This is a genomic window from Mesorhizobium sp. AR02 (assembly GCF_024746835.1).
Lineage (GTDB): Bacteria > Pseudomonadota > Alphaproteobacteria > Rhizobiales > Rhizobiaceae > Mesorhizobium.
In genome coordinates, this window is sequence record NZ_CP080531.1 from 7,081,303 (window position 1) to 7,104,268 (window position 22,966).

Consider the following 22,966-nt stretch of genomic DNA (forward strand, 5'->3'; position numbering starts at 1 on the left):
ACCCATAGAACCAACCATACAGAAACCCAAAAGTTCTGATATTTTCGCCTTTCCGCCCAGCCAAGCAAACTCGTGAGAAGGATATCGAGGAAATCGCTCACGGCCAACCTCGCGTCATCTTACTCGTCCGTCCATTCCGGCTTGCGCTTGCCGATGAAGGCGCCGATGCCTTCCTCCGCGTCACGCGCGAGCATGTTCTCGACCATGACGCGGCCGGTATAGGCATAGGCATCCGCCAGCCCCATTTCGGCCTGCGCGTAAAAGGCTTCCTTGCCGGTCTTCACCACCAAAGATGATTTGGAAGCAATGGTTTGCGCGTATTTGGTGACGATCTGATTCAGATATTCGCGCGGCACGACGCGGTTGACCAGGCCGAATTCCTTGGCGGTTGCCGCGTCGATCGTCTCGCCGGTCAGGAGCATCTCCACCGCCTGCTTGCGCGAGACATTGCGCGACAGCGCCACCATCGGTGTCGAGCAGAACAGGCCGATATTGACGCCCGGCGTGCAGAAGGTCGCTTCGTGCGAAGCGATCGCCAGGTCGCAACTGGCGACAAGCTGCAGGCCGGCGGCGGTCGCCAGGCCGTCGACTTCGGCGATGACAGGCAGGGGATGGCGCACGATCGCCTGCATCAGCGCGGCGCAAGCGGCAAACGTCTCTTCGAAGAAGGCCTTGCCGCGATCGGCATCGGCGCGGCGTGCCGTCATTTCCTTGAGATCATGGCCGGCGCAGAACACCTTGCCGGCAGCCGACAGCACGATGACACGAACAGCCTTGTCGGCCCTGGCGCGTTCGAGTTCCGCCGTCAGCGCCGCCATCACCGCCAGCGACAGGGCGTTGGCGGGAGGATTGGCGAGTGTCAGGCGCAGTACGCCCTTGTCCAGTTGTGTGACAACCGGGCCGTCAATGGCAGCAGGCTTGATGGCAAGGATTTCGGCCATGGAAGGTCTCCGCGATTCCGGTCGAGGCTCACAGACTATCTAATATCGGATCGGCTTTCATCCAACACCCATCGCTTGCGCCAGGGGATTGAAGGTGTTGCCAGAAACGCCCGGCTGCGCCCATACAGGCTTGGCGCAAAACGAGAGACCGACATGCCCGCCCAGACCAATCTCAAGCCGGTACTGACCGCATCACAAGTCAATGTGCTGATGGAAACCGTCTATCCGCAACTCAACGAGCAGTTCAAATATTACGAGGCGATCGACGTTTTCCCAGGCGGCTGCACCGTGCGGCTCAATGCCGGTGAGCGGCATCTGCGTCCCGGCGGAACGGTGTCGGGCCCTGCCCTGTTCACGCTGGCCGACATTGGCGGCTATGTCTGCGTGCTCAGCCATGCCGGGCCGGACGCGCTCTCGGTCACCACCAACCTCAACATCAACTTCGTGCGCAAGGCCGAGGCCGGGCCGATCGATGGCCATTGCCGCATCCTGAAGCTGGGAAAGAGCCTGATGGTGTTCGACATCGACATCGTCGCCGGTCCGGAAGGACAGACGATCGCGCACGCGACGGGCACCTATTCGATCCCTCCGAAGCGCAGCGACGGTGTGGTAAAATAATACCTTTCAGCTAACACACTGTTTCTACACCGCTTTACGCGCTACAAGACTTTTCCGTTGCCTTGACGCGGTCACCGCCCTCGCCTATAAGCCCTCACGAAGCAGCGGCCCGCAAAGGCCGCCGTTTTGTTATTGGCGGCGGGCAAGCGTCTCTTCGCCAATCCAAGCAACAAGAAACGCCTTCCCTTTGAAGGTCAGAACCGAGAGCAGAAAACATGACAACCTTTTCGCAGAAGCCTGCGGATGTGGTGAAGAAGTGGATCCTGATCGACGCCGAAGGTCTCGTCGTTGGTCGTCTCGCCACTGTCATCGCCAATCATCTTCGCGGCAAGCACAAGCCGACTTTCACCCCGCATGTCGACGACGGCGACAACGTCATCGTCATCAATGCCGACAAGGTGGTGTTCACCGGCAAGAAGTTCACCGACAAGGTCTATTACTGGCACACCGGCCACCCCGGCGGCATCAAGGAGCGTACCGCGCGCCAGCTGCTCGAGGGCCGTTTCCCCGAGCGTGTCGTCGAGAAGGCCGTTGAGCGCATGGTCCCGCGTGGCCCGCTCGGCCGTCGCCAGATGAAGAACCTGCGTGTCTATGCAGGTGCCGAGCATCCGCATGTCGCCCAGCAGCCAGAAGTCCTCGACGTGGCCAAGCTGAATTCCAAGAACAAGAAGGTCGCATAAGATGGCTGAGCTTTCCTCGCTCGCAGAACTGGGCGCCGCCACCGGCAACACGAATACCCAGCCGGCAGCCCCCGTCCACGTCCAGAAGCTCGACAAGTCGGGCCGCGCCTATGCCACCGGCAAGCGCAAGAACGCCATTGCGCGCGTCTGGGTGAAGCCGGGTTCCGGCAAGATCGTCGTCAACGACAAGGAATTCGCGACCTATTTCGCGCGCCCGGTCCTGCAGATGATCCTCAACCAGCCGATCATCGCCTCCAACCGTGCAGGCCAGTACGATATCGTCGCCACCGTCGTCGGCGGCGGCCTCTCCGGCCAGGCCGGTGCGGTTCGTCACGGCATCTCGAAGGCGCTGACCTACTACGAGCCGGCACTGCGCGCCGTGCTCAAGAAGGGTGGCTTCCTGACCCGCGACAGCCGCGTCGTCGAGCGCAAGAAGTACGGCAAGGCGAAGGCCCGCCGCAGCTTCCAGTTCTCGAAGCGCTAAGCGCTCCGCAATTTTGGACAATCGAAGGCCGCCTCCGGGCGGCCTTTTTGCATGGCGCATCCCTATCCGGCGGAGTGGTCGGCGTCGCGGATGAACAGGAAGGCGCAGAGCGCCGAGAACGCCACCGCGAGCGCGGAGGCGAGGAAGGCAATCTGCATGCCGTGGATCGTGCCCAGCGCCAAGGCAGAGCCGAACAGCGCCACGCCGATCGCTCCGCCCGACTGGCGCACGGTATTGAGCACGCCCGAGGCTGTTCCCGACATCGCCGTCGGCACGGACGACAACAGCGCCGTGGTCATGGCGGGTACGGCAAGACCGATGCCGACCGGCAGGAACAGCAGCCGCCACAGCAGCGACAGATAGGACGTGTCGGCCTGGATCAGCGCCATCAACCCGAAACCGGCCGCACCGATGAGCAGGCCGATCGCCATCGGCAATCGTGAGCCATAGGTTGCTGCGATGCGTCCGGCGGCGACATTCGACACCGTGACCGCCGCCATGAAGGGCAGGAAGGCGAGCCCGGTCATTTCGGGCGAAAAATGCCTTTCCTGCTGAAAATACAGGCTCAGCATGAAGATCGTGCCGTAGAGCGTCAGGTTGACCGCCAGCCCGACGAGGCTCGTCACCGCCGGGATGCGGCTGGCAAACAGCTTTAGCGGAAACATCGGCACTTTGGTCCGGCTCTCGACCAGCAGGAACAGGCTTCCTGCCGCCACCGCCAAGATCAGTCCGCCGATGACCGGCAACGAACTCCAGCCTGATGAACCGGTTTCGATGAAGGCGCCGGTCAGCGAAAACAGCGTCAGCACGACAAGCCCCTGCCCGGCCCAGTCGATCGGCGGCTTCTCCGCCTTGGGCGGCATTTCCTGAAGAAACCTGTAAGCCATCCAGATGGCGAGAACGCCGATCGGCAAATTGACCAGGAAGATGCTGGCCCAGCCGAGCGACGCGACCATGAAGCCGCCGAGCACCGGTCCGGCCGACAGTGCGATGCCGCCCGCTGCCGTCCACAAGCCCACAGCGCGCGCCCGGCGTGGCTTGTCGGCGGCATAGGCGCGGTTGAGCAGCGCCAGCGAACACGGCATCAGCAAGGCCGCGCCCGCGCCTTGCACGGCACGCGCCGCGATCAACACCCAGGCGCTCTGCGCCAGGCCGCAGACCAGCGACGCGATGCTGAACAAGGCCATGCCGCCGACGAACACGCGGCGGGCGCCAATCCTGTCGCCGAGCGCGCCGCCGGCGAGCAGCAGCGAGGCGAAGGCAAGCGTGTAGGCATCGACGACCCATTGCAGGCCGCCTATGCCCATCGACAGCGCCGCGCCGATCCTGTTCAGGGCGACATTGACGATGGAGACATCGAGCTGCACCACCACGAAACCGAGACTGGTCGCGGCGACGGTGGCGGCATAGGCGGCGTGGGGCTTGAAAGTGATGGTATCGGACATGCCCATGGGTAACGGTTTGTCACTGACACCGTTCCGTCAGGAGAGGCCAGCCTGCGACAACCAGGCGGGGATGCCGATCACGGCCAATCAATTGATGCTGGCGGTCGCGGCGGGCTCGAGGCGTTCGCCGGTCCCGGCATAGGGCACGCGATAGCCGTTCGCCGCCAGCCAATTGATGGCCGCCTTCGGTTCGTCGGTCTGGATGATGGTGGCGCCGCGATCGGCCCAGAAACCCCAGGCTTCGCGCGGCAGGCTGGCCTGGACCGCCAGTTCGTCGCCACGGCCGCCGGCGAGGAATCCGCCCGGCTTGTTGACGATGGCGTAAGTGTCGGCCCAGATGTGCCAGTTGCCCCGCACCGCGGCCGCGCGCATGCGCGTGCTGAACAGCGGTCCGCCGGTTTCGGTCAGCGTTTCGGCGCCCGCCCGCCAGTTGATCAGTTCGATCGCGCGCGGCGAGAAAGCGTGGTCGACCGTTTCGGCGAAACCGGCATCATGCACCGCGTCGTCGGCGATGATCGGCATGAACTGGAAGCCGCCGCCGATGGCAGCCATGGCTGATTTGACCGTGGTGATCCTGCTCTGGTTCCAGAGGTTCTCCTTGACGATGACCTGGTCGGCCATGCCGAGATCGCGCGCCACCGCGATCATGCCCGGGAGGTCGCCGACTTCGAGCTTGTTGTCGAGATTGATGAGGATCCGGTCCCTGGTTGCCATCAGCATCTCGCGCAGCGTCGAGACCCTCTCGTCGGTGACGGCGTGGGTGCCCTCGACCACCAGCCGGCAGGTCTTCAGTTCGGCCAGCGTGTACTTGACCACCTCGCCCTTGCAGGTCGTGGTGCGGTCGAGCCAGCTGTCATGCATGACGACGAGCTCGCCGTCCTTCGAGCGCCTGATATCGACCTCGACGATCTCGGCGCCCATGGCGATCGAGCCTTCCACCGCGGCAATCGAATTTTCCGCGTAAAGCGTCTTGCCAGCCTGCATGCTGCCGGCTCGATGCGCGGCCACCATGACATGGTCGCGCCACTGATTGGCATGCTCGAAGCGGTCAAGGATCTGCCTGGCGCGGCTTTCGCTGGCCAAGGCCTGACCGGAAACGGCCGCAAGTGCCGCAGAAAGCAGAAGGCTCAGCCAGATGGTCCGCATCGAGAATCGCTCCTTGCCGGATCGAAGCCGGGATAGGCGATGCCCGTGACATCCAGGTGAACGAGCCGGCTAGCGGCTTTCGCAAGAAGCCGGCGTCAGATGCGCTTCGACAGCCGGCGGAACCAGGCCATGGCCGGCATCTCCACCAGGCGCCAGGTGATCCACGAGGCGGCGACGGTGGCGACGAGCATGACGACGATCGCCACGGTCCCGGTCCAGCCGGTGCCGAAGCCGGTCGCCGGCGAGCCGCGCAGCACGATGTCGCCGACGAGGCCCAGGCCGAGCTTGCGCTCGACGAGCCCGGCAACGTTGATCAGGCGCCCCTGGACGAAGATGTGGACCATGTAGATCGAGTAGGACAGCGCACCGAGCGTCAGCATGAAGGGCGTTCTCAGCAAGGCGGAAATCCAACCGCCCTCATGGGCGAACAGAAACAGCGCCAGCGCGAACACCAGGGGTGCGGCGATGCCGAAATCATTGCTGCCCGCCAGCGAGACAAAAAGGACGATGACCGCCACCATGACCATTTCGGCAAGGGTCCAGCTCAGCCGCGGGCCGTTCCTGGCGAGGAGCTGTCGCGCCCCTGCAATGGAATCATGCTGAAACCAGGCCAGCAGGGCACCAAGCGAGAAGCCATAGAGACAGCGGATGAAGCCGAAATCGTAGGACACATCCATATGATGCGTGGAGAAGCCGAGCAGGAACAGCGGCGCGGTGATGGCGGCGGCGACGAACCATACCCACGCACGCGCGCCGGCGATGAAGACCACGCCCGCGAACAGGAGATAGGCGAAGAACTCCGCCGAAATGCTCCAACTTGGCGCATTCCAGGTCAGATGATCCTCGAAGCCCATTCCTTGCAGCAGCAGCAGATTGGCCAGCAGGCTCTTCAAGTCAAAGCCGCCGGTAAAGGGAGCCGCGCCGGTGCCATGCAGTTGCGGCAGCACCAGCCGCAGCAGTTCGAAACCGGCAAAAGCGGCGAGCATGAGCAGATGCAGCGGGTAGATGCGGCCGAAACGCACCAAAGCGAAGCGGGCGACCTGTGCCGGCTGGCTCAGCCGATTGCCATAGCTGCTGGCGATGACGAAGCCGGAAAGGACGAAGAAGAAGTCGACGAAAAGATAGGACGAACCGATGAATCTGCTCTGCGAGATCGCGGAAGCGGTCGGGAAATGAAACAGTGCCACCAGCAGTGCGCAGATGCCGCGCCACGAATCGAGAACCTGGAAGCGTTCGCCGGCGATCGTGCCGGTGTGGGTCGACACCACGGCATCGGACGGATTAAGAAACGCGGTCTGCGTCATGATGGCACAAATCCTGTCTTGCCGTGGCACCCGGGCGGCGCCGCTTCGTCTCCCCAAGCTGTGACTGGCATCTTCCATGCCGGTTCTGTAGTTGTTGCACCCCGATGAAAACGAGGACCAGTAATGGCGACCAAGAACATCGACCATGCCTTCACCGCCCGCTCCAAAACGGGCGGCGCCCTTGAGCCGACCTATTCCGGCGCGCTGTCGTTCATGCGGCGCAAATACACCAAGGACGTGAAGGGCGCGGACGCGGTGGTGTGGGGCATTCCGTTCGACGCCGCCGTCACCAACCGGCCAGGCGCCCGTTTCGGGCCGCAGGCGATCCGCCACGCCTCGGCGATCCTCGACAATGACCCGCAGTACCCGTTCTCGCGCGATCTGTTCGAGCATCTCGCGGTGGTCGACTATGGCGACTGCCTGCTGGATTCCGGCAACCATCAGAAGACGCCCGGCACGATCGAGCGCGAAGCGGCCAAGATCCTGAAATCAGGCGCTTTCCTTTTGACGCTCGGCGGCGACCATTTCGTCACCTGGCCGCTGCTCAAGGCGCATGCCGCCATCCACGGACCGCTCGCTCTGGTGCAGTTCGACGCGCATCAGGACACGTGGGAGGATGACGGCAAGCGCATCGACCACGGATCCTTCGTCGGCCGCGCGGTCAAGGAAGGCATCATCGACCCCGATCGGTCGATCCAGATCGGCATCCGCACCCACGCGCCCGACACGTTCGGCATCAAGATCCTCTACGGCCACGAAATCGAGGAGATGCGTGCGTCCGACATCGCCTACGCCATCGTCGACCGCACCGGCGGCAAGAAGACGTACCTCACCTTCGACATCGATTGCCTCGACCCGGCCTATGCGCCCGGAACCGGCACGCCGGTGGCCGGCGGACCGTCTTCGGCGAAGATCCTGTCGACGCTGCGGCAGCTCAACCAGATCGATATTGTCGGCGCCGATGTCGTGGAGGTTGCGCCGGCCTATGATCACGCCGATATAACGGCGATCGCCGGCTCGATGGTGGCCATGCAGTATCTCGGCCTGCTGGCGGAGCGGAAGGCACGGCAGGAAGAGATGAACAACGGCAATCACAACGGTGCCGCCGTGAATCATGGTAACGGCATATAGTCTTGAGATATCAGGGAATTTGATCAGGCAATGAAACCGAAAATCTTCATCGACGGCGAGCACGGCACCACCGGCCTGCAGATCCGGGCGCTGCTTGCCGAGCGTGGCGACCTGGAGATCATTTCCATTCCCGCCGAGCGCCGCAAGGAGACGGCGGCGCGCGCCGAATTCCTCAATGCCGCCGATATCGCGATCCTGTGTCTGCCGGACGATGCGGCGAAGGAGAGCGTCTCGCTGATCGCCAACGACACCACCAAGGTCATCGATGCGTCGACCGCGCATCGCGTCGCCGAAGGCTGGGCCTATGGCTTCGCCGAAATGGACAAGGATCAGGCCAAGACCATCGCCTCGGCCAAGCGTATCGCCAATCCCGGCTGCTGGCCGCAAGGACCGATCGCGACGCTGCGGCCGCTGGTCACCGCCGGGCTGCTGCCGGCCGATTTTCCGATCACCGTCAACGGCATTTCGGGCTATTCGGGCGGCGGCCGCCCGATGATCGAGGATTACGTCGCCAAGGGCGAGGACGCCTCGGAGTTCCTGCCCTATGGTCTCACCCTGCAGCACAAGCACGTGCCGGAACTGCGGGCCTATGCGAAGCTGTCGCATGATCCGATCATGCAGCCGGCGGTCGGCAATTTCGCCCAGGGCATGATCACCGTGGTGCCGCTGCAGCTCGGCGGCCTCGACCATGTGCCGACGGGTGCGGAGCTTCATGCGGCCATTGCCGACCATTTTGCCGCCATCAAGGGCGGCGTGGTCGAGGTGGCACCCTATGCGCATCTGGAGCGCATGCCGGAGATCGATCCCGAGATCTACAACGGCACCAACCGCATGAAGGTCTATGTCTTTGCTAACGACAAACGCGCGCAGGCGCTGCTGCTGGCGGTCTACGACAATCTCGGCAAGGGTGCCTCGGGTGCTGCCGTCCAGAACATGGACCTGATGCTCGGGCTTTGATGGACGCACCAGCCTTCCCGGCGCGCTGGAAAATCAGCGCGCCCGAACTCATTGCCGAAACCTTTTCAAGCCGCATATGGAAAGTGCGACGCCAAGACGGCTCACCGGCCGTCGTCAAGGCGCTCAAGCCTTTCGACGATGTTGCCGACGAATTGCGTGGCGAACATCTTCTCGCCTGGCGGCGCGGCGAAGGCGCGGTGCGGCTGCTTGGCCGCGACGGCCACAGCATGCTGCTCGAATATGCCGGCGACACCCTGCTTACGCGGGTTCTCGATGAACAGGGCGACAACGCTGCGACCGCGATCGCGGCCGAGGTGATGGCAAGGCTGCTCTCGCCTGGGAAAGACCCCTACCCGCCCGAGCTTCAGCCACTCAGGGAGCGTTTTTCGAGCCTGTTCAAGAAGGCGAAAACCGACCGCGACGACAGCGACGACAGCCTCTATGTCGAGGCCGCCACCATCGCCGAACGGTTGCTGGAAAATCCGCACGATATCAGGCCGCTGCATGGCGATCTCCATCACGACAACATCCTGCACGGGCCGCGCGGCTGGCTGGTGATCGACCCGAAGGGCGTGCTCGGCGATCCCGGCTTCGATGCCGCCAATATGTTCTACAACCCGCTTGATCGGGATGCGCTTTGCCTCGATCCCCTGCGGATCGCGCACATGGCCGAAGTCTTTGCCAGCACACTGGGGCAATCACCGGCAGCGATACTGGACCACGCCATCGCCTATGGCTGCCTGTCCGCGGCCTGGCACCACGAGGACGACAATGCAGTCGAGGAGAACCGCGAATTGTCGATCGCCGAGGCGATCCGGGCGGTGCGGGCAGGTTTTTGATCAAGCGAGGGCATTGGTAAACACTTATTTACCATGTTGGACTACTGAGATGTCCTGGCTCCCACCCAAGGATTCCTCATGGTTAGCGCGATCTCGGGTTCTTCCTCCGCAACCCAGTATTCCTCGTCCAGTTCCTCGAGCAATGCAGCCCAGGAGGCCGCGCTCGAAAAGCAGATCCAGGACCTGGAAGACCAGGCCAAGGCGATCACCGATGAGGTCAAGGCCGCCCAGGTGCGGCAGGATATCGCCGTTGCCCAGGCCAAGCTTGACGCGCTCAGAGCCGCCGACGCCGACAAGGCAGCGAAAGCCGCTCAGAGCCAGTCAACACCATCCGCCGCCGCTGTGCGCCAGGCGGAATTCGACGGCGAGAAAACCACGCAGTCCAACGAATTCTGGATGTGACGGGCCGATAGGCTCGATCAGTTCACCGTTTCACGGAAACGGCGGACTGTTCTTTTCCTGGAATTGCTCTAGCAGGCTGTTGAAGAAGTGCTGGCGCGGTTGTTTGGAGCGTGATTCACTTCTCCCCGGATGATTTGGGGATTTGTGGATGCGCGGCTCGGACGAACGGACAGGCTCTCTGTTTTCGTATGTCGATCTTGAGGCGCGGGTTCGACGTGATCATCCGCTGCGGGTGATACGGGAGATCGTTAACGCGGCTCTTGTCGCGATGGATGGCGATTTTGCGGTGCTTTATCCGCCCGGGCTCGGCCGTCCGTCGATCGCACCGGAACGTTTGCTGCGTGCGATGCTGCTGCAGGCCTTCTACGGCATTCGCTCGGAGCGCCAGTTGATGGAGCGGATGGAGTTCGATCTCCTGTTTCGCTGGTTCGTGGGGCTTGGTGTTGACGATCCGGCCTGGGATCATTCGAGCTTCACCAAGAACCGGGATCGGCTGTTGGAAGGTGAGATCGCGGCAAAGTTTCTGCGCGCTGTGCTGGCGCAGCCAAAGGTGAAGCGGCTTTTGTCGTCGGATCACTTCTCGGTGGACGGGACGCTGATCGAGGCCTGGGCTTCGATCAAGAGCTTCCGCCGCAAAGACGGAGACGACAACGGTCCGGATGGAGCAGGTCGCAATGCCGAGCGTGGCTTTCATAAGGAGAAGCGCTCCAACGACACACACCAGAGCACGAGCGACCCGCAGGCGCGGCTCTACAAGAAGGGCGACGGGCAGCCGGCGAAGCTCTGCTACATGGGGCATGCGCTGATGGAGAACCGCCATGGGCTGGCGGTCGATGGCGGCATCACCCAGGCCACGGGCACGAGCGAGCGTGATGCCGCGCTCGCCATGTTGGACCGCAGACCGTCGCGGCGGCGCATCACACTGGGTGCCGACAAGGCCTATGACGTGCGCGCTTTCATCAGGGATCTGCGCGAGCGCAAGATCACGCCGCACATCGCCATCGACGGCCATCTGAGCAAAACCGGCAAGCCTCGCGTGACGGCGATCGATGGTCGCACGCGCTCCCATGCCGGCTATGCGGTCAGCCAGCGCTGCCGCAAGCGGATCGAAGAAGTGTTTGGCTGGATCAAGGCCTCGGCCGGCATGGCCAAGGTCAAGCTGCGAGGATGCGCCCGTGTGGGCGCGGCCTTCACCTTGAACCTGGCGGCCTACAATCTGGTCCGCTTGCCCAAGCTGCTGGCAGCGCCGGTATGAGCCTCACCGGCCGCTGGCGGATTGTCGCGATGCCCGACTATGTCGAGGACTATCGCGACATGATGGAGCCCGCCTACATTGAGTTCGCGGCCGATGGCTCCGGGGAATTCGCCTTCGGCTGCGTCACCGGGCAGATCATCGGCGCGGGCGACGGCAACGATGTCGCCTTCTCCTGGCAAGGCAATGACGAAATGGACGAAGCCCAGGGCAATGGCTGGGCTGAAATCCAACCAGACGGCTCCATCAACGGACAAATCTGCTTCCATGGCGGCGACGAAGCTGACTTCGTCGCTCGCAAGTGCACTTCTTCAACAGCCTGCTAGGGATCAGCTCCTGAGCGCGATCTCTTGCGGCAAGGGGTAAGCCCCTTTTGTGCCCCGCCAGTGCGCGGCGGCAAAGCCCAGCACGATCAGTGCAAAGCCCTGATGGGTGAGCGCCATGTGCAACGGCACATGCATCAGCAGCGTGCCAATGCCGATCGAGGCCTGCACCAGCACCAGCACAAACAACAGCGTCGCGCGGCGGGCATGGGTTGAGCCCGGCAGCCGCCGACGCGTGGCGATCATGTGCCAGAGCGCGACGGCGAAGACCGTATAAGCGCCGAGCCGGTGGACGAACTGCACCGTCTTCGGGCTTTCGAAGAAATTGCGCCATGCCGGCTCGAGGATCAGCAGATCGCCCGGAATGATCTTGCCGTCCATCAGCGGCCAGGTGTTGTAGCTCAAGCCGGCGTCGAGCCCGGCGACCAGACCGCCGAGATAGATCTGGATCAGCGCCAGAAGCACGATGAAGCCGGCCAGCCGCTGCGTCGAACGATCGGCCGCAGGCTCCGAATGCGGCGCCAGCCCACGCGCGACGACCATGGTGGCGGTGAAGATCAACGCCGCCAGCGTCAGGTGCGTCGCCAGCCGGTACTGGCTGACGGAAACCCGGTCGACCAGGCCGGAGGCGACCATCCACCAGCCGATGGCGCCCTGCAGGCCGCCCAGAAGCAGAATGCCGACCAGCTTTGGCCCAAGGCCGCGCTCGATGCGGCGCGTTACCCAGAAGACCAGCAGCGGCAAGGCAAAGACCAGGCCGACGCTGCGCGCCAACAGACGGTGCGCCCACTCCCACCAGAAGATCGACTTGAACGCCTCGATGCTCATGCCCTTGTTGAGCTCGGTGTATTGCGGGATCTGCTGATAGCGCTGGAATTCCTCTTGCCACTCGGCGTCGTTGAGCGGCGGGATGACGCCGTGGATCGGCTGCCATTCGGTGATCGACAGGCCGGACTCGGTAAGTCGCGTGGCGCCGCCGACCAGAACCAGCGCAAACAGCACCAGCAGCACGGCGTAAAGCCAGCCGCGCACAAGTGCGCGGTTGTGCAGGTCACGGTCGCGGGCAACGTATGGCGCGGCAGCTGATATGGCAGCCATGATCTTGTCCCGTCCGGTTCAATGTCGCGGATTGGTGAACCATCGCACCCGTGCTGGCAAGACCGTGCAGCGCGGCACGCCGTCGCGCCTGATGTCGCGGGTTGCGCGTGTCTTGCGTTCGGCCTAAGCGATAGCAATCAACGAGGCCAAGCCATGCCCATTCGCCTGAAAAAGCTGATCGGAATGTTCCTGCTGGTGGCACTGGTCATCATCTATGCGCTGGTCGCGTCGATCTTCGCGGTCGCCCGGCTGTCGGAATCGGGTCCGTTGGTGCAATTCCTGTTCTTCCTGTTCAGCGGCCTGCTCTGGGTGCTGCCGGCGATGGGCATCATCAAATGGCTGATGCTGGAGCCGCGGGTCAAGCGCTGAAACCCAGCCTACGATCCCTGTGAAAACGCGATCGTGATTCATCAGCCAACGAGCAAAGGACTATCCTGACGGCGCTCACCTGGGGAGGCCGGCATGCTGAAAGGGATGTTCGCGGGGCTGATCTTGCTGTTCGCCTCGCTCGCCGCTTCGATCGCCGCGGCCGAAACCATCAACGTCTCGGACGACCATGGCGGCAGCGTCGCCGCCTACAGCCAGCGCTGGAAGGCGTTGGCGGCACGCGGCGTCAATGTGCGCATCGTCGGCAAGTGCCAATCCGCCTGCACGGTGCTGCTCGGCTATATCCCCCGCGGCCACATATGCGTGATGCCGGCGGCGAGTTTCGGCTTCCACCTCGCCCACCGCACCGACATGACCGGCGTGTTGTGGAACGCTTACGCATCCGACATCCGCGGCTGGATCAACGCGCATGGCGGGTTGACGGCAAACTTCAAATGGATGAGCGCGCCGGATACCTACCGCTACTTCCACAAATGCTGAAACGTTGCGGATGTTCGCTAGGTCGATCGTCGATACCGGGCCAGACAGTCGTCAGATGGTGACGACCATCTTGCCGGCATTGGCGAGCGGCGTCGTCACACCCGACAGCATGGTGCGGATGTGGGCGAGATTCTGGTAGCGGCCATTGATTGAAATGCGCGGCAAGGCATGCAGGAAGCCGGCATGCTCGGCGCGCAGCACGCCATGGCGGGTGGTCACGGCGGAGACATAGCCGGCGTCACGGACAAAGCCGACTTCGCGGCAGCCGACAGCGCTGGCATAGCCATAAGGATAGGCGAAATGGTGCGGCTCCCTGCCGAGTTCGGTCCGCAACATGTCCCTTACAGCGCCGATCTCGTGTCGCGCATCGGCCTCTGAAAGCCGCTTCAGATTGCTATGGTTGATCGTGTGAGCGCCGATCGTCACCAGCGGATGCGCGGCGACACTGCGGATCTCATCCCAGTTCATCAGTGTCCGCAGGCGCGGGGCGTCCGCGTCGACGCCCTTTGAACTGGCGAGATCGCGCAGCACGGTCCGCAAATCCTCCTCGCGGACCTCGGTGGCCAAGTAGGCGTGCAGCCGGGCTATGGCCTGGGTTTTCCTGGCGGGGGTCGCGCAATCGATTACTGCGGGACCATTCGAGGTCGCGAGCGTCAGGCGGTCGCATGCGTTGACGATGTCCTCGGCAACATCCCACCACAGATCGGCGGTGCCGTCGATCAGCCCCGGCGCGACATAGATGGTGATCGGCGCGCCGTGCTTTTCCAGCACCGGCAGGGCCTCTGTCATGTTGTCACGATAGGCATCGTCGGCGGTGATGGTGGCGAACCGGCCGCCCTTGCCCCCTGCCTTGATGCGCTCCACCGCCTCGTCCATCGAGACGAAGGCATAGCCGTCCGCCTTCATATCGGCGATCACGGCGTCGAGGAAACTGGGCGCGATGTTGAGGTGCCGGTTGACGCTGTCGGGCTTTTCCGGTGTCGCCGTCACGCGGTGCAACATCAGGATGGCGCCGATGCCGCCGACAAACGGCCTGGCCAGCGGTGCGAGGCCGGTATAGCGGGCGACGTTGAGCGCCAGTTTCCGGATTGCCTCCCCACCGTCGATCATTCATTCACCTTTTGCGCCTAGGCTGATCCAAGCACGGAACACGCCTGAGCGCTCCCCCAAATCGGGATCAATACGCCTTAAGGATTGAGGTATGGTTGACGCAATGGCGTCATTTGACGGCAATCGGCTCGCGGCGACCGAAGCTTCGCAACGAGCGCTGCCGAAGGATGCAGCGCAGCTGTCGGTCTCCGTTGCCGCAGCCGAAGGGCTCGCGGCCTATGCGGGGTTCTGCCGCTCGGCGCTCCATGCGCCGGCACAGGGCGCGACATGGATCCTGAACTGGGCCGCGCAACTCAAACCCGATCTCCTCGTCGTAACGCTCTCTCTCGAAGGCAAGCCGGTCTTCGCGTTGGCGCTGGAGGTCGTAAGCCAGGGGCCGTTCCGGGTTGCCCGTTTCATGGGCGGCCGCCACGCCAACGGCAATTTCGCCGCCGCCGACCCGCAATGGCTGGCCAGGGCGGATAGTGCGGCCGTCCGCTCGATGTTTGCGGCCATTGCCAGGGCCCGCCCCGATATCGATCTCATCGCACTGGAACGGTTGCTGCCCGATCTCGACGGCATCGCCAATCCGCTCGCATCGCTCGATCACTTTGCCAGCCCCAATCTTTCGCTGGCCGTCGATCTTGCCGGTGGCTTCGATGCCTTGCTGCTGCGCGCCAGCGGCAAGCGCAAACGCAAGAAGCATCGATCGCAGACGCGCAAGTTCGAGGCCGTCGGCAGCCACCGGCGCATCGAGGCGCGCAGCGCGGACGAGGTGGAGAGATTGCTCGACGCCTTCTTCGAGATGAAGGAGCATCGCTTTCGCAAGATGGGCATTGCCAACGTTTTTGGTGACGATCAGACACGCGCCTTCTTCCGGGGGCTGTTCACGCAAGCCCTGGCCGAGGACAAGCCTTCTTTCGTGCTGCATGGACTGGAGGTCGCCGGCAAGCTGCGCGCCATCACCGGGTCGAGCCGTTCTGGGAAACGCCTGATCTGCGAATTCGGCGCGATTGCCGAGGACGATCTCGCGCACAGCAGTCCCGGCGATTTTCTGTTCTTCGACAACATCCAGGAAGCCTGCGAGACCGGCTTTGCTGTCTATGATTTCTCCGTTGGCGACGAGCCCTACAAGCGGCAATGGTGCGATATCGAAACCCGGCATTTCGAGGTGCTGGTGCCGCTGACGCTCAAGGGCCGCGCGCTGGCACAGACGCTTCGCCAGGGCGCGCGGCTGAAGGCTTTCGTCAAGAACAGCCCGACAATCTGGAAACTGACCAAGATGCTGCGCCGCAAGGCCGCCGGACAGGCAGCGCCCGTGGCTGGCGAGGACGACAGCGACAACGATGCCCGACGGGATTGATCTCGGCTGGGCCTATAGTCCTGGTAAGGTCAGCTTTGTCGTAATCGATCGAATAGCGAGCGCCAGCCCGTGGTACAAATCTGTTGCGAAATCCAATTGGTCGGCATTATCTATGCGGCGTTTCAAATAGTAATGTGAGGTATCAATGCTTTGGTCGCCCGCAGAGCACATGCTCTATTCAGCAACTAGGCTGACGACCCTTGACGCCGGAGGCCTCACAACCGGTTATGGGACCGGTTTTTTCTATAAGATTTTTTTCGACGGCGGCGCCAAGTTTTCGGTCGGCATCGTGACAAACAAGCACGTGATCAAAGGCGCTTACGCTCTGCGCTTCCAAATGCATCTAGGCGAAGATGGTCCGTCTGGAGCGGTGAGAGAAATAGGCTTGATACTCGACCAGGAGGCTATCGTCTTTCACCCGACGGCTGACCTTTGCTACTTGGTTATAACAGACCTCCTCCACCGATTCGGCCAAGAGGGTTTGGCTCTCTTCTATGCCGTCCTTGAAGCTAAAGAGTTGCCAACCGATACCGAGTGGGCTGACTTTGACGCAATTGAGGGCGTTACGATGGTGGGGTGCCCAAACGGCCTCTACGACGAGGCCAATGCTCTCCCCATCACCAGAACAGGTTTCACTGCAAGCCATCCGGCAAAGCTTTACAATGGCAAGGCGGAATTTATGGTGGACATGGCTTGTTATCCTGGTTCGTCAGGCTCGCCGATTTTCCTTTTCGATCGAGGTGCACCGCATTTCGATAAATTCGCAGGACACTTCAAATTCGGTAACGCGATTCGGCACAAATTGCTCGGTATCCTCTACAGTGGGCCAACCATCACCACCGAAGGGACAATCACGCTTGCGAAGCAGCCGACGTTTGCAATCACGTCTATGATGCATCTAGGTACGGCTATCCGTTCATCTGAGCTGCTTGTGATTGAAGAAGCTCTTCGCGGTAAAATCGCTGCTTACAGATCGGGCTTGTCACAGTGATCCTTTGCGCCAAGGAAACCCTCGATCGGCATTGCTGAAGCGAGTGCCACACACTTTTCCCGGAATTGCGCCAGCCGTCAGAACTTGAGAGCTTCCCTGAGCGCTGGGCCGGCCCTGACGCGCAGATCGAGATCAGCCTCGATGTGATCGATGTGGTGCAGCATCAGCTGGCTCGCTCGCTCGCAATCGGCGTTTTCCAGCGCGCCGACAATTTCCGTGTGCTCGCTGTGCCCGCAGGCTGACACGCCGGATCGCCCATAAAGGGCGATGACAAGCGAGGAGCGTGCAACCAGTTCCTCCATGAAGCGCTGCAGGATGGCATTGCCGGCGACGGAGGCCAGCAGCAGATGGAAATCGCCGGACGCCTTGATTTCGGAACGCCGCGCGTTCGGGCCGTGCTCGGCGATGAAGCGGCCCTCCTCGTCGAGTTGCGCCTTGAAGGCGACGATGTCGGCTGATGTGACACGCCCGCAGGCGGCAATGGCAATGCCGGGTTCGATCAACCGGCGCGAGGCGAAGACCTGGCGTGCCTCCTCGGGCGACGGGTTGGCGACGAAGGCGCCGCGGTTGCGCTCGGTGCGCACCAGGCCTTCGAAGGACAGCATCTGCAAGGCCGCGCGAGCGACAGTGCGCGAGACGTCGAACAGCGTGCCGACCTCGCCTTCCGACAGTTTGGTGCCCGGCGCCAGCCGACGATCGACTATGGCGTCGCGCAGCTGGTCGCGGATCGCCTGGGCGCGATCCTGCGTGGCGCTGTCGGTGGCGGAATAGATCTGGTCGGCGATGTTCATGGCGATGTTCCCGCACCCTTCTAACGCGACTCATCCTTGTCGTACGAGAGGCAAAGTGGACACGAAGGCAAAAAAGATTGCATACGATTCTTATGCAGATCGCGCACAATCGCCCATTATTTGTGCAATGCACAAGATGGCTCGCCTGATAGGCAATGATCGGGAATCCTGATTTTTCAGACAATTCAAATGCTTGGCCGGTCGCTCCAATATTGGCACGCATGATGCATTGGTTAATGCGACCAAAAGGGAAGCCTGAATGTCCAAAGCCGCCGAGATCGACATCGTGTCCGTTTCGAAAATCTATGGAACGACGACCGCCGTCGAGGACATCAGCCTGAAGATACCGGCGGGCACCTATTGCTGCCTGCTCGGTCCCTCCGGCTGCGGCAAGACCTCGACGCTGCGCATGATCGCCGGCCACGAAAGCATTTCGTCCGGCGATGTCCGGCTCGGCAACACCGTCGTCACCGACCTGCCGCCGGCCAAGCGCGGCACGGCGATGATGTTCCAGTCCTACGCGCTGTTTCCGCATCTCGACCTCATCGACAACGTCGCCTTCAGCCTGAAGATGAAGGGCGTCGACAAGGAAAAGCGCCGCGCCAAGGCGCTCGACATGCTCAAACTGATGCAGATGGAGGCCTATGCGACGCGCCGTCCGGCGCAGCTTTCCGGCGGCCAGCAGCAGCGCGTCGCGCTCGCCCGCGCGCTAATCACCGATCCCGAGGCGCTGCTGCTCGACGAGCCGCTGTCGGCACTCGACCCGTTCCTGAAAATCCGCATGCGCGCCGAGCTGAAGAAATTGCAGACCTCGCTCGGCATCACCTTCGTCCATGTCACCCACAGCCAGGAGGAGGCGATGGCCTTGGCGGACCTGATCGTGGTGATGAATGACGGCCGCATTGAACAGGCGGCACCGCCGCGCGACGTGTTCGAGCGGCCGGCCACGGCCTTCGTCGCGCGCTTCATGGGCGACCACAATGTCATCTCCGGCCGGGTCACCGGCGCGCGCGACGGCATGGTCGTGTTCGACGTCAATGGCGGTGGTTCGCTTGCCGCCAGCGGCCACCGCCAAGAGGCGGGTACGCCGATCGACATCGCCATCCGCACCGACCATGTGCGCATCGGCGACGCGCGCTCGCCCGGCCTCGGCTTCACCGGCATCGTCTCCAACATCGAGTATCGCGGCGCCACCGTGAAGCTTTCCGTCACCGGCGCCGGCATCGACGATTTCACCGTCATCGTCGACGATTCCGACTTCTTCGCCAAACCCGTCGCCATCGGCGACGCCGTGCCGCTGGCCTGGGATCCGCAAGACGCGATCGTCCTCGGCCGCCTTCATTCATGAAATCAACCAAGCAAAACAAGACAGGGGAATAGACATGACAAAAACCATCGAAACGAAGACCGGCATTTCGCGCCGCTCGCTGCTCAAGACGGGTGCGGCCGCCGTCGGCCTCGCCGCCGGCTCGGGCGTCATCACGGGCTTCCCGACCATCTGGGCGCAGTCCAACATCACGCTGCGCCAGTTCGGCACCGGCGTGTCGAACCTCAACGCCATTGCCGACAAGTGCAAGGCAGACCTTGGCATCACGCTGGAGATGACGGCGACCGATTCCGACGCCGCCGCGCAACGCGCCGTGACCCAGCCCGACAGCTACGACATCGCCGACATCGAATACTGGATCTGCAAGAAGGTGTTCCCCACCGGCGTGCTGCAGCCGATGGATGTCAGCAAGCTGAAATATTACGACGAGCTGGTGCCGCTGTTCAAAACCGGCAAACTCACCCCCGACAGCGTCATTGCCCAGGGCACAGCGCCGCATACCGTCGGCTTCGTCGAGGCGCAGGACTCCAAGACCTTCGCCAAGGCGCCGACCAACTGGTTCACCATGGTGCCGACCATCTACAATGCCGACACGCTGGGCATCCGCCCCGACCTTGTCGGCCGCGACATCACAAGCTGGGCCGACATCATGGACCCGGCCTTCAAGGGCAAGACCGCCATCCTCAACATCCCGTCCATCGGCATCATGGACGCCGCCATGATCATGGAAGCCAGCGGCAACATCAAATATGCCGACAAGGGCAACATGACCAAGGACGAGATCGACAAGACGATCGACTTTTTGATCAAGGCCAAGCAGGGCGGCCAGTTCCGCGCCTTCTGGAAGTCCTTCGACGAGAGCGTCAATCTGATGGCGTCGGGCGAAGTGGTCATCCAGTCCATGTGGTCGCCGGCGGTCGCCGCCGTGCGCTCCAAGGGCATTCCTTGCCGCTTCCAGCCGCTCAAGGAAGGCTACCGCTCATGGGGCGGTGGTCTTGGCCTTGCCGCCCACCTCAAGGGCGCCGAGCTCGACGCTGCCTACGAATACATCAACTGGTACACGTCGGGCTGGGTCGGTGGCTACCTCAACCGCCAGGGCTACTACTCGGCCAACATGGTCTCGGCCAAGAAGTTCATGACCGAGGACGAGTGGGGCTACTGGATCGAGGGCAAGCCGGCCAAGGGCGAGATCAAGGCGCCGGACGGCACCGTCATGGAAAAGGCCGGCGCCGTGCGCGATGGCGGCTCCTTCGAGGAGCGCATGGGCAAGGTCGCCTGCTGGAACTCGGTGATGGACGAGGACCGCTACATGGTGAAGCGCTGGAACGAGTTCATCGCGGCGTAAGGGGAACAAGCGCCCTCCTCTACCCCTTCTCCCCTTGCAGGGAGAAGGGGTAACGCGGCTCAGGCCGCATCGCCAAAACCGAGAGCCTAGATGACAGTCGCGCTCGAACACCCCGCAATCGCCGCCGCGAAACCAGTCCGACGCCGCCGCTTCTCCATCGGTGCCGTCACGCCCTACCTCCAGTCGGCTCCACTGGCGCTGATCCTCGGTGCGTTCCTGCTTTTGCCCATCATCATGATCGTCGTCGTGTCCTTCTGGGACTATGACTTCGCCGCCATGTATCCGGACTTTCTCACCACCAACTATTCTGACGTACTGGGCTCCTGGGTCACCTGGAAGACCTATCTCAACACCATCAAATTCGCGGCCATCGTCTGGGCGCTGACCTTGTTCATCGGCTTCTGGGTCGCCTATTTCCTTGCCTTCCACATCCGCACCACGGCCATGCAGATGGTGCTGTTCCTGGTCTGCACCGTGCCGTTCCTGACCTCCAACATCATCCGCATGATCTCGTGGATCCCGGTGCTCGGCCGCAACGGGTTGATCAACTCGACGCTGGTGCACATGGGGCTGGTGCCAAAGCCGATCGAATGGCTGCTCTACTCCGAATTCGCGGTCGTGCTGGCGATGGTGCATCTCTATACGCTGTTCATGGTAACGCCGATCTTCAACACGCTGATGCGCATCGACCGCTCGCTGGTCGAGGCCGCGCGCGATGCCGGCGCCTCCGGCTGGCAGGTGCTTTGGAACGTCATCATCCCGCTGGCCAAGCCAGGCATGGCGATCGGCACCATCTTCGTCGTCACGCTGGTGATGGCCGACTTCTCCACCGTGCAGGTGATGTCGGGCGGCCAGAGCGCGTCGGTGGCGCTGATGATGAAGAACCAGATGTCGCTGCTGCAGTATCCGGCCGCCGCCGCCAACGCCGTGGTGCTTTTGGTGCTGGTGCTCTTGATGGTCGCCGGCATCCTGCGCATCGTCGACATCCGCAGGGAGCTTTGACGTGAGCCACGAAAAACGCACCCTCGAATTCTACGTGCTGGCGGCCTTCTTCGCGCTGTTCGTGCTGTTCCTCTACGGCCCGCTGTCGGCGATCCTGATCCTCTCCTTCCAGGGCGAGACCGGCGGCCTCACCTTCCCGCTCAACGGCGTGTCGCTGCACTGGTTCGCCAATCTGTTCGAGCGCCAGGCGGTCGGCGATTTCGGCGGCAGCTTCAAGCGCTCGCTGGTGCTGGGTTTGATGGTGATGGTCGTCACTGTCATCGTGTCGCTGCTCGCCGGCCTTGCCTTCCGCCAGAAATTTCGCGGCGCCACCGCGCTGTTCTATTTGGCGGTCGCCAGTCTCGTCGTGCCCTCCATCATCATCTCGCTGGGCATCGGCGTCGTCTTCCAGCAGGTCGGCTTGCGCCCAGCCTGGTATACGTCGGCCTTCGGCGCGCATCTGACCTGGACCTTGCCGTTCGGCGTGCTCATCATGTTCGCCGTCTTCAACCGTTTCTCGCCAGCATACGAGGAGGCCGCGCGCGATCTTGGCGCCACCTCCTGGCAGACCTTCGTCCATGTCGTGTTGCCGATGATCGCGCCGAGCCTGATCGGCGTCGGCCTGTTCGGCTTCACGCTCTCCTATGACGAGTTCGCCCGCACGCTGATGACATCGGGCACCTTCAACACGCTGCCGCTCGAGATCTATGGCATGACCACCAATGTCACCACGCCGGTGCTCTACGCGCTGGGCACGGTGACCACCGTGTTTTCCTTCCTGGTGATTCTGGCGACGCTGGGCGCCATCCTCTATGTCGGCCGCCGCCGGGCGAGAGCGTGACCGTGCAGATCCTGGTGGTGAACCCCAACACGACGGCCAGCATGACAGAGACCATCGGCGCGGCGGCGCGCGCGGTCGCCGGCGCCTGGACCGAAATCATCCCCGTCACTTCGTCGACGGGGCCTGCCTCGATCGAAGGCTATTATGACGAAGCGCTGGCCGTGCCGGGCCTTTTGATGGAGATCGCCGCCGGCGAGCGGCGCGGCGCGCAGGCGGCGATCATCGCCTGTTTCGACGACACCGGCCTCGACGCCGCGCGGGCCATGGCCGCCATTCCCGTCATCGGCATCTGCGAGGCGGCGCTCAGCATGGCCTCCTTCATCGCCCAACGCTTCACCGTCGTAACCACCACTGAACGCTCGCGCGTGCCGGTGGAGGGGCTGGTGCAGCGCTATGGCATGGCGGGACGGGCGCGTGTGCGGGCCGCCGACATTCCGGTGCTGGCGCTTGAAGATCCGGCATCGGGCGCAATCGGCAAGCTGCGCGACGAGATCGCTCGCGCCGTGGAGGAAGACCGCGCCGAAGCCATCGTGCTTGGCTGCGCCGGCATGGCCGACCTTGCCCACCAGTTGCAGGCGGATTTCGGACTGCCTGTCATCGACGGTGTCGGCGCCGCGATCAAGCAGGCCGAAGCGTTGATTGCGCTGGGCTTGTCGACATCGAAGCGCGGTGCCTATGCCAGCCCGCTGGCCAAGCCCTATCGTGGTATGCTGAAATCGTTCGCGCCGGGAGCTGTCGCCGCGGAGTGAGC

Annotated in this window: 25 protein-coding genes; 18 read left to right on the top strand and 7 right to left on the bottom strand. The window is 62.9% G+C overall.

Features of this window, described 5'->3' with window-relative positions; translation table 11 throughout:
* Positions 1-119: 119 nt before the first annotated feature.
* The gene (locus DBIPINDM_RS38760; protein ID WP_258584307.1) at positions 120-941 is read right to left on the bottom strand and encodes an enoyl-CoA hydratase; all 822 of its coding nucleotides are present in this window, start codon (positions 939-941) and stop codon (positions 120-122) included.
* A gap of 153 nt (positions 942-1,094) precedes the next feature.
* On the opposite strand from DBIPINDM_RS38760, the gene DBIPINDM_RS38765 reads away from it, so the two are divergent.
* The 3 genes from DBIPINDM_RS38765 (at position 1,095) to rpsI (ending at position 2,723) form a co-directional block, all read left to right on the top strand.
* Positions 1,095-1,559, top strand: coding sequence for a PaaI family thioesterase (locus DBIPINDM_RS38765; protein WP_258584308.1), 465 nt, complete (start codon positions 1,095-1,097; stop codon positions 1,557-1,559).
* Positions 1,560-1,774: 215 nt separating this feature from the next.
* Entirely contained in the window at positions 1,775-2,239 is a 465-nt protein-coding gene (gene rplM, locus DBIPINDM_RS38770) for a 50S ribosomal protein L13 (protein ID WP_010915638.1), read from the top strand.
* A 1-nt stretch (position 2,240) separates the two neighbouring features.
* Positions 2,241-2,723, top strand: coding sequence for a 30S ribosomal protein S9 (rpsI, locus tag DBIPINDM_RS38775; RefSeq protein WP_027042360.1), 483 nt, complete (start codon positions 2,241-2,243; stop codon positions 2,721-2,723).
* Between the two features lie 62 nt (positions 2,724-2,785).
* Here rpsI and DBIPINDM_RS38780 read toward each other — a convergent pair whose 3' ends face one another.
* The 3 genes from DBIPINDM_RS38780 to DBIPINDM_RS38790 form a co-directional block, all read right to left on the bottom strand.
* Positions 2,786-4,174, bottom strand: coding sequence for an MFS transporter (locus DBIPINDM_RS38780; protein WP_258584309.1), 1,389 nt, complete (start codon positions 4,172-4,174; stop codon positions 2,786-2,788).
* 81 nt (positions 4,175-4,255) lie between these two features.
* Complete coding sequence (locus DBIPINDM_RS38785) at positions 4,256-5,314, bottom strand: glycerophosphodiester phosphodiesterase family protein (protein WP_258584310.1); 1,059 nt, start codon at positions 5,312-5,314, stop codon at positions 4,256-4,258.
* A gap of 95 nt (positions 5,315-5,409) precedes the next feature.
* Entirely contained in the window at positions 5,410-6,618 is a 1,209-nt protein-coding gene (locus DBIPINDM_RS38790; protein ID WP_258584311.1) for an acyltransferase family protein, read from the bottom strand.
* 123 nt (positions 6,619-6,741) lie between these two features.
* On the opposite strand from DBIPINDM_RS38790, the gene speB reads away from it, so the two are divergent.
* The 6 genes from speB to DBIPINDM_RS38820 all read left to right on the top strand — a co-directional run bounded on the left by speB (position 6,742) and on the right by DBIPINDM_RS38820 (position 11,525).
* Positions 6,742-7,749, top strand: a complete 1,008-nt coding sequence (speB, locus tag DBIPINDM_RS38795; RefSeq protein WP_258584312.1) for an agmatinase — start codon at positions 6,742-6,744, stop codon at positions 7,747-7,749.
* Between the two features lie 30 nt (positions 7,750-7,779).
* Entirely contained in the window at positions 7,780-8,706 is a 927-nt protein-coding gene (argC, locus tag DBIPINDM_RS38800) for an N-acetyl-gamma-glutamyl-phosphate reductase (RefSeq protein ID WP_258584313.1), read from the top strand.
* Entirely contained in the window at positions 8,706-9,545 is an 840-nt protein-coding gene (locus tag DBIPINDM_RS38805; RefSeq protein ID WP_416361739.1) for an aminoglycoside phosphotransferase family protein, read from the top strand. Before argC ends, DBIPINDM_RS38805 begins: the two co-directional genes overlap by 1 nt.
* Before the next feature lie 78 nt (positions 9,546-9,623).
* On the top strand, positions 9,624-9,947 hold the full coding sequence (locus DBIPINDM_RS38810) for a hypothetical protein (RefSeq protein ID WP_258584315.1): 324 nt from the start codon (positions 9,624-9,626) through the stop codon (positions 9,945-9,947).
* A 148-nt stretch (positions 9,948-10,095) separates the two neighbouring features.
* The gene (locus DBIPINDM_RS38815) at positions 10,096-11,202 is read left to right on the top strand and encodes an IS5 family transposase (RefSeq protein WP_258584194.1); all 1,107 of its coding nucleotides are present in this window, start codon (positions 10,096-10,098) and stop codon (positions 11,200-11,202) included.
* A complete protein-coding gene (locus tag DBIPINDM_RS38820) occupies positions 11,199-11,525 on the top strand; it encodes a hypothetical protein (protein ID WP_258582457.1) in 327 nt (108 codons plus the stop codon). Before DBIPINDM_RS38815 ends, DBIPINDM_RS38820 begins: the two co-directional genes overlap by 4 nt.
* 3 nt (positions 11,526-11,528) lie before the next feature.
* On the opposite strand, the gene DBIPINDM_RS38825 is transcribed toward DBIPINDM_RS38820, so the two are convergent.
* A complete protein-coding gene (locus DBIPINDM_RS38825; protein ID WP_258584316.1) occupies positions 11,529-12,620 on the bottom strand; it encodes a COX15/CtaA family protein in 1,092 nt (363 codons plus the stop codon).
* A gap of 153 nt (positions 12,621-12,773) precedes the next feature.
* On the opposite strand from DBIPINDM_RS38825, the gene DBIPINDM_RS38830 reads away from it, so the two are divergent.
* Both DBIPINDM_RS38830 and DBIPINDM_RS38835 read left to right on the top strand, forming a co-directional pair.
* A complete protein-coding gene (locus tag DBIPINDM_RS38830; RefSeq protein WP_258584317.1) occupies positions 12,774-12,989 on the top strand; it encodes a DUF2842 domain-containing protein in 216 nt (71 codons plus the stop codon).
* A gap of 93 nt (positions 12,990-13,082) precedes the next feature.
* The gene (locus DBIPINDM_RS38835) at positions 13,083-13,487 is read left to right on the top strand and encodes a hypothetical protein (RefSeq protein WP_258584318.1); all 405 of its coding nucleotides are present in this window, start codon (positions 13,083-13,085) and stop codon (positions 13,485-13,487) included.
* Between the two features lie 51 nt (positions 13,488-13,538).
* Here the strand turns inward: DBIPINDM_RS38835 and DBIPINDM_RS38840 are convergent, their stop codons facing one another.
* Complete coding sequence (locus DBIPINDM_RS38840; RefSeq protein WP_258584319.1) at positions 13,539-14,597, bottom strand: polysaccharide deacetylase family protein; 1,059 nt, start codon at positions 14,595-14,597, stop codon at positions 13,539-13,541.
* A gap of 91 nt (positions 14,598-14,688) precedes the next feature.
* On the opposite strand from DBIPINDM_RS38840, the gene DBIPINDM_RS38845 reads away from it, so the two are divergent.
* Both DBIPINDM_RS38845 and DBIPINDM_RS38850 read left to right on the top strand, forming a co-directional pair.
* Entirely contained in the window at positions 14,689-15,939 is a 1,251-nt protein-coding gene (locus DBIPINDM_RS38845; RefSeq protein WP_258584320.1) for a GNAT family N-acetyltransferase, read from the top strand.
* A 169-nt stretch (positions 15,940-16,108) separates the two neighbouring features.
* Positions 16,109-16,930, top strand: coding sequence for a S1 family peptidase (locus DBIPINDM_RS38850; RefSeq protein WP_258584321.1), 822 nt, complete (start codon positions 16,109-16,111; stop codon positions 16,928-16,930).
* A gap of 77 nt (positions 16,931-17,007) precedes the next feature.
* On the opposite strand, the gene DBIPINDM_RS38855 is transcribed toward DBIPINDM_RS38850, so the two are convergent.
* On the bottom strand, positions 17,008-17,721 hold the full coding sequence (locus tag DBIPINDM_RS38855; protein WP_258584322.1) for a GntR family transcriptional regulator: 714 nt from the start codon (positions 17,719-17,721) through the stop codon (positions 17,008-17,010).
* A 259-nt stretch (positions 17,722-17,980) separates the two neighbouring features.
* Between DBIPINDM_RS38855 and DBIPINDM_RS38860 the strand changes: the two genes are divergently transcribed.
* The 5 genes from DBIPINDM_RS38860 to DBIPINDM_RS38880 all read left to right on the top strand — a co-directional run bounded on the left by DBIPINDM_RS38860 (position 17,981) and on the right by DBIPINDM_RS38880 (position 22,964).
* Positions 17,981-19,069: an ABC transporter ATP-binding protein gene (locus DBIPINDM_RS38860; protein ID WP_258584323.1), complete on the top strand. Its 1,089-nt coding sequence runs from the start codon at positions 17,981-17,983 to the stop codon at positions 19,067-19,069.
* A 34-nt stretch (positions 19,070-19,103) separates the two neighbouring features.
* On the top strand, positions 19,104-20,393 hold the full coding sequence (locus DBIPINDM_RS38865) for an ABC transporter substrate-binding protein (RefSeq protein ID WP_258584324.1): 1,290 nt from the start codon (positions 19,104-19,106) through the stop codon (positions 20,391-20,393).
* A gap of 90 nt (positions 20,394-20,483) precedes the next feature.
* Complete coding sequence (locus DBIPINDM_RS38870; protein ID WP_258584325.1) at positions 20,484-21,395, top strand: ABC transporter permease; 912 nt, start codon at positions 20,484-20,486, stop codon at positions 21,393-21,395.
* Position 21,396: 1 nt separating this feature from the next.
* Complete coding sequence (locus DBIPINDM_RS38875) at positions 21,397-22,215, top strand: ABC transporter permease (protein WP_258584326.1); 819 nt, start codon at positions 21,397-21,399, stop codon at positions 22,213-22,215.
* Between the two features lie 2 nt (positions 22,216-22,217).
* The gene (locus DBIPINDM_RS38880; protein WP_258589448.1) at positions 22,218-22,964 is read left to right on the top strand and encodes an aspartate/glutamate racemase family protein; all 747 of its coding nucleotides are present in this window, start codon (positions 22,218-22,220) and stop codon (positions 22,962-22,964) included.
* Positions 22,965-22,966 lie beyond the last annotated feature (2 nt).